Annotated in this window: 4 protein-coding genes and 1 rRNA gene; 4 read left to right on the forward strand and 1 reads right to left on the reverse strand. The window is 46.4% G+C overall.

Annotation, left to right across the window (positions count from 1 at the left end; all coding sequences use genetic code 11):
• The first annotated feature begins 75 nt into the window (after positions 1-75).
• Positions 76-996 (forward strand): UDP-3-O-acyl-N-acetylglucosamine deacetylase, encoded by a 921-nt coding sequence (gene lpxC, locus BM607_RS19035; RefSeq protein ID WP_011845621.1) that lies wholly within the window; start codon positions 76-78, stop codon positions 994-996.
• A 12-nt stretch (positions 997-1008) separates the two neighbouring features.
• On the opposite strand, the gene BM607_RS19040 is transcribed toward lpxC, so the two are convergent.
• The gene (locus BM607_RS19040) at positions 1009-1455 is read right to left on the reverse strand and encodes a DciA family protein (RefSeq protein WP_006086703.1); all 447 of its coding nucleotides are present in this window, start codon (positions 1453-1455) and stop codon (positions 1009-1011) included.
• A 27-nt stretch (positions 1456-1482) separates the two neighbouring features.
• Between BM607_RS19040 and BM607_RS19045 the strand changes: the two genes are divergently transcribed.
• The 3 genes from BM607_RS19045 to BM607_RS19055 form a co-directional block, all read left to right on the forward strand.
• Entirely contained in the window at positions 1483-2382 is a 900-nt protein-coding gene (locus tag BM607_RS19045; RefSeq protein WP_006079901.1) for a M23 family metallopeptidase, read from the forward strand.
• A 60-nt stretch (positions 2383-2442) separates the two neighbouring features.
• Positions 2443-5169, forward strand: a complete 2727-nt coding sequence (gene secA / locus BM607_RS19050; protein WP_011982229.1) for a preprotein translocase subunit SecA — start codon at positions 2443-2445, stop codon at positions 5167-5169.
• A 765-nt stretch (positions 5170-5934) separates the two neighbouring features.
• Positions 5935-6000: ribosomal RNA gene (locus tag BM607_RS19055) — 16S ribosomal RNA — on the forward strand; the annotation flags it as partial.

The raw sequence follows: 6000 nt of genomic DNA on the forward strand, positions 1-6000 counted from the left end.
ACCAGTGCGGCCAATTTGCCGACGCTGAGTGTACAAATATTAGGCTTTATAATTGGCATATAAACGGGTAACTGAATGATATTTCAAAGAACTGTTCAGAAAATGGTGAAAACTACTGGTGTCGGATTGCATTCTGGCAACAAGGTCACTTTGAGCATAATGCCCGCGCCCGTTAATTCAGGGATCGTACTCGTGCGCACTGATTTGAGTCCTGCCGTCGCCATTCCAGCGAAGGCGGAGCAAGTTCGTGAAACCACTATGTGTACGGCACTTGTCAATGACGAAGGTATTCGTATCTCGACCATTGAGCATTTATTTGCAGCACTTGCGGGTTTAGGCATAGATAACGCCGTAATCGAAGTGGACGCGCCTGAAATTCCTATTATGGATGGCAGTGCGAGCCCGTTCGTCTTCTTATTGCAGTCTGCGGGTATTAAAGAGCAGGCCGCACCTAAGAAGTACTTAAAGATTAAGCGCCCTGTGCGGGTTGAAGATGGCGACAAATGGGCCGAGCTAAAACCCTTTAAAGGTTTTAGAGTCAATTTTAAAATTGACTTCGCGCACCCAGAAATCGCTCGTAGTCAACAGCATGTGGTGATGGACTTTTCAACGTCTGCTTTCGTGAAAGATATCAGCCGCGCCCGTACTTTTGGGTTTATGCGTGATATCGAATATCTGCGAGCCAACAACCTAGCGTTGGGCGGCAGCATGGAAAACGCTGTTGTACTTGATGAATATCGCGTCCTTAATCCCGACGGCCTGCGTTATGAGGACGAATTTGTTAAGCACAAAATTCTAGATGCGTTTGGTGATTTATATGTGGCTGGACACGCTATTTTAGGTGAGTTCACTGCGTATAAAACCGGTCATGCACTGAACAACCAATTGGTGCGTGCTTTACTGGCGCAACAGGATGCGTGGGAGTTGGTCAGCTTTGAAAAAGAAGCCGATGTTCCCGTTAGCTTTACCGTGCCAGGTGGCGCTGTATTTGCTTAAAAAGCGGTGAGATTATTTATTACGGCTGGCCAATGAGGCCAGCCGTTTTAGTTTTTCGCCCAGTGAACCGCCAATATTTTCCGCTAATGCCGCAATATGCTCCGCTGCCGCAGGGCTTAATTCTTTGTGTCCCTGTTTAGGCTTTGCGTCATACATTGCTAATCTCGGGTTGACTTTAACTTCAATTGCGGTAAGGATTGGGAGCGTTTCTGCTTGAAGCTGCGCTAGTAGCTTCGGCTTTTGGAAATTAATTCGTGCAGCCCAGGCCGCCGAAGTGGTTTCAACCACAAGAACACCCTGGCGGAAATTAGCGACTTTTAGCTGCTCCGCAACAGGACCTGCGATAATCTGCTTCACATGATGATTCAGATACATAAGTAGTTCCGCTTTCTCAGCAAGGTCGGGTAATTTGCCCGATTGATGCAGTAATTGGCTGAGATCTTGAGGGGGCTTTTTCATATGATAATAAGATGGCTGAATTAGGCTATGAGTGTAACAGTATTTATTCAAGGTCGGAATGGCGTCACACGCTGGCAGCCCAGTAAACGCTGGTTGCTACTTCCAATACTATTGTTGGCCACTGGGTCCGGTATTTATCAACACAACTCAGCTCGATTTCAAGATCAGCAAGCCAGTGTCGATAACGATCGTCTCGTGCGCGAACAACAAAAGAAACAAGTCTTAGAGCTAAAAAGTGCTACCGAGTCTCAACTGGCTATGCTAGTGACTCATGTTGCACGTATGCAAGCCAAGATCACCCGTCTCGAAGCCTTAGGTCAACAGGTCGCCCAGCAGAACAAATTGGATGAAGATTTCGATTTCTCATCCGAAGTCGGTGTGGGTGGTTTGAGCGAATTAGGTACTAACATCGAGCTCGGACAGCTTATCGACGATATGGATAAGTTGGCATCACGAATTGACAATAATAATGTTCAGCTTTCACTACTTGAAACAGTGTCATCTAACCACCATATAGATGATGAACGTTATATATCAGGGATCCCACTCGATAAAGGTTGGTTATCGTCGCCCTACGGATTACGTAATGACCCTTTCAACGGTCGCAGGACTGTGCATAAGGGGATTGATTTTACCGGCCGAGAAGGGGCCAAAGTTGTTGCGACTGCTGCAGGCGTAGTAACTTGGGCTGGGAACATGTTCGGTTATGGCGAGTTGGTCGAAATAGACCATGGTAACGGTTTACATACGCGTTATGGCCATAATAAAGCTTTGTCAGTGACTGTAGGTGATGTGGTCGCAAAAGGCGATGCAATCGCCAGTATGGGAAGCACTGGGCGCTCAACTGGGGCTCATGTGCATTATGAAGTGTTGCGCGGCGGACAGCAGATAGATCCACAAAAGTTTGTCTACCGCAAAGCAAGTTAATTGAAACATTGGCTTCTAGTTTCCATCATGGACTTGGCCTACAGAGAATAAGTGATTCAGATGTTTGGTAAATTACTGACAAAAGTATTTGGTAGTCGCAACGACCGCACCCTTAAAGGGCTTCAAAAGATCGTTATTAGCATTAACGCACTAGAAGCTGATTATGAAAAATTAACCGATGAAGCATTAAAAGCGAAAACCGCTGAGTTCCGTGAGCGTTTAGCTGCCGGCGCTTCATTAGATAGCATCATGGCTGAAGCGTTTGCTACAGTACGTGAAGCGTCTAAGCGCGTATTTGACATGCGCCACTTCGACGTACAGTTACTCGGTGGTATGGTACTCGACAGTAACCGTATTGCTGAGATGCGTACGGGTGAAGGTAAAACCTTAACGGCAACCTTGCCCGCTTACTTAAACGCATTGACGGGCAAAGGCGTTCACGTGATTACCGTGAACGATTACTTAGCACGTCGTGATGCCGAGAATAACCGCCCACTGTTTGAGTTCCTCGGTTTAACTGTCGGCATCAACGTGGCAGGTCTCGGTCAGCATGAAAAGAAAGCCGCTTACAACGCCGATATCACTTACGGTACCAACAACGAGTTTGGTTTCGATTATCTGCGCGATAACATGGCATTTTCACCGCAAGAACGAGTACAACGTCCGTTGCACTACGCCCTAATCGATGAAGTGGATTCAATCTTAATCGACGAAGCGCGTACGCCGCTGATCATCTCTGGTGCCGCTGAAGATAGCTCTGAGCTATACATCAAGATCAACACCTTGATCCCTAATCTTATCCGTCAAGATAAAGAAGATACGGAAGAGTATGTGGGTGAGGGTGACTACAGCATCGATGAAAAAGCCAAACAAGTGCATTTCACCGAGCGTGGTCAAGAAAAAGTAGAAAACCTGTTGATCGAGCGCGGCATGTTAGCCGAAGGCGACTCACTCTATTCTGCTGCAAATATTTCCCTATTACACCACGTCAACGCGGCGCTCCGTGCGCACACGCTGTTTGAGCGTGATGTGGATTACATAGTACAAGACAACGAAGTCATCATTGTCGATGAACACACGGGTCGTACTATGCCGGGTCGTCGTTGGTCAGAAGGCTTACATCAAGCTGTTGAAGCCAAAGAAGGCGTGCATATTCAAAACGAAAACCAAACATTGGCTTCAATTACCTTCCAGAACTACTTCCGTCAATATGAGAAGCTGGCAGGTATGACTGGTACAGCCGACACTGAAGCGTTCGAATTCCAACATATCTATGGATTAGACACAGTCGTTGTGCCGACTAACCGTCCAATGGTGCGTAAGGATATGGCGGATTTGGTTTACCTGACCGCCGATGAAAAATATCAAGCTATCATCAAAGACATTAAAGATTGCCGCGAACGTGGTCAGCCAGTATTGGTGGGTACAGTCTCAATCGAGCAGTCTGAACTGTTAGCGCGCTTAATGGTGCAGGAAAAGATCCCGCACGAAGTCTTAAATGCTAAATTCCACGAACGAGAAGCTGAAATCGTCGCGCAAGCTGGCCGTACTGGCTCTGTGACTATTGCGACGAACATGGCAGGTCGTGGTACCGACATCGTGCTTGGCGGCAACTGGAACATGGAAATCGATGAACTCGATAATCCAACCGCTGAGCAAAAAGCTAAGATCAAAGCCGATTGGCAAATTCGTCATGATGAAGTCGTCGCCGCGGGTGGTTTGCACATCCTAGGTACTGAACGTCACGAATCACGCCGTATCGATAACCAGTTACGCGGTCGTGCGGGTCGTCAAGGTGACGCGGGTTCATCACGCTTCTACCTGTCGATGGAAGATAGCTTAATGCGTATCTTCGCCTCGGATCGTGTCTCTGGCATGATGAAAAAGCTGGGTATGGAAGAAGGCGAAGCGATCGAGCATCCATGGGTGTCTCGCGCAATCGAAAACGCTCAACGTAAAGTTGAAGCACGTAACTTCGATATTCGTAAGCAATTACTCGAATTTGATGACGTAGCCAACGATCAACGCCAAGTGGTTTATGCCCAGCGCAACGAGTTGATGGATGCGGAAAGCATTGAAGATACTATCCAAAACATTCAAGACGATGTGATTGGCGCGGTCATCGATCAATATATTCCACCGCAATCAGTAGAAGAGCTTTGGGATATCCCAGGTTTAGAGCAACGTCTACACCAAGAATTTATGCTCAAACTACCTATCCAGGAATGGTTAGATAAAGAAGACGATCTGCATGAAGAGAGTCTACGTGAGCGTATTATCACTGCTTGGGGCGATGCGTATAAGGCGAAAGAAGAAATGGTTGGCGCGCAAGTGTTACGCCAGTTCGAGAAAGCCGTTATGCTACAAACGCTCGATGGCCTGTGGAAAGAACACTTAGCGGCGATGGACCATTTGCGTCAAGGCATCCACTTACGTGGTTACGCACAGAAAAATCCAAAGCAAGAATATAAGCGTGAGTCGTTTGAGTTATTCCAACAACTATTGAATACCTTGAAACACGACGTCATCAGTGTGCTGTCGAAAGTACAAGTTCAAGCTCAGTCGGATGTGGAAGAAATGGAAGCGCGTCGTCGTGAAGAAGATGCCAAGATCCAGCGCGACTATCAACACGCAGCTGCAGAGTCGCTTGTTGGCGGTGGTGATGAGCATGAAGCTGTCACTGCGCAAGCGCCGATGATCCGTGATGGTGAGAAAGTGGGTCGTAACGATCCTTGTCCTTGTGGCTCAGGTCGCAAGTACAAACAATGTCACGGCAAGTTAAGTTAATCTGCTGACAGATTAAGCCTACTGAATAAGTAGAATAGAACGCACACTAAAGGCAACTTATCTAAGTTGCCTTTTTATTTCCTCTTTAATAAGCCTAGCGCGACTCTCGTGTCATCCGGATTACATTCTTACTCTTCTTTATATCGCTAATCGTCGTTATTCCCCATTGAACATCATTTCACTCTTATCGATAGCCATTAAAGCAAAGCCATCGCTGTAGCAAATTTAACCGTTAAAACCCATTTTGTGGATAAGTCTGAGGATAAAGTGGGGGTATTGTGTGACTAACTGAAAGTATTAAAAAAAGATCCATTTTTCTCAAAAAAGCCCTTGCGGACTTTCTCAATCTCCCTATAATGCGCATCCACTGACACGGCAGACAGCGTAACGCAAGTTAAGCAAAGAAAGCCAAGCAGTTCATCGGTTAGCGAGCTAAACGATGAGTGTTGAGAAAGTTGAAAAAACTACTTGACGCACTAACGGGAATGCGTAGAATACGCAGCCCTGACCCGCTGAAAACTCAGTGTGTGGTCAACGCTCTTTAACAATTTATCAAGCAAATCTGTGTGGACACTCACAGGTGTTGAGTTAATCGAAACTGCTTAACCTTAGGGTTGGCAGTCAAAAATTTAAATCAACCAATTCTTTCACGAGAGTGATGAGTGTTCATAGCAATATGTACAAAGACTTACTACTTATTTTCGGATAAATAGGAGTCGAACAGAATTCGTTGAGCCGTTTGACGTAAGTCAAACAACAAAACTTTAATTGAAGAGTTTGATCATGGCTCAGATTGAACGCTGGCGGCAGGCCTAACACATGCAAGTCGAG

The organism is Shewanella sp. SACH (assembly GCF_001887095.2).
Taxonomy (GTDB): Bacteria; Pseudomonadota; Gammaproteobacteria; order Enterobacterales; family Shewanellaceae; genus Shewanella; species Shewanella baltica.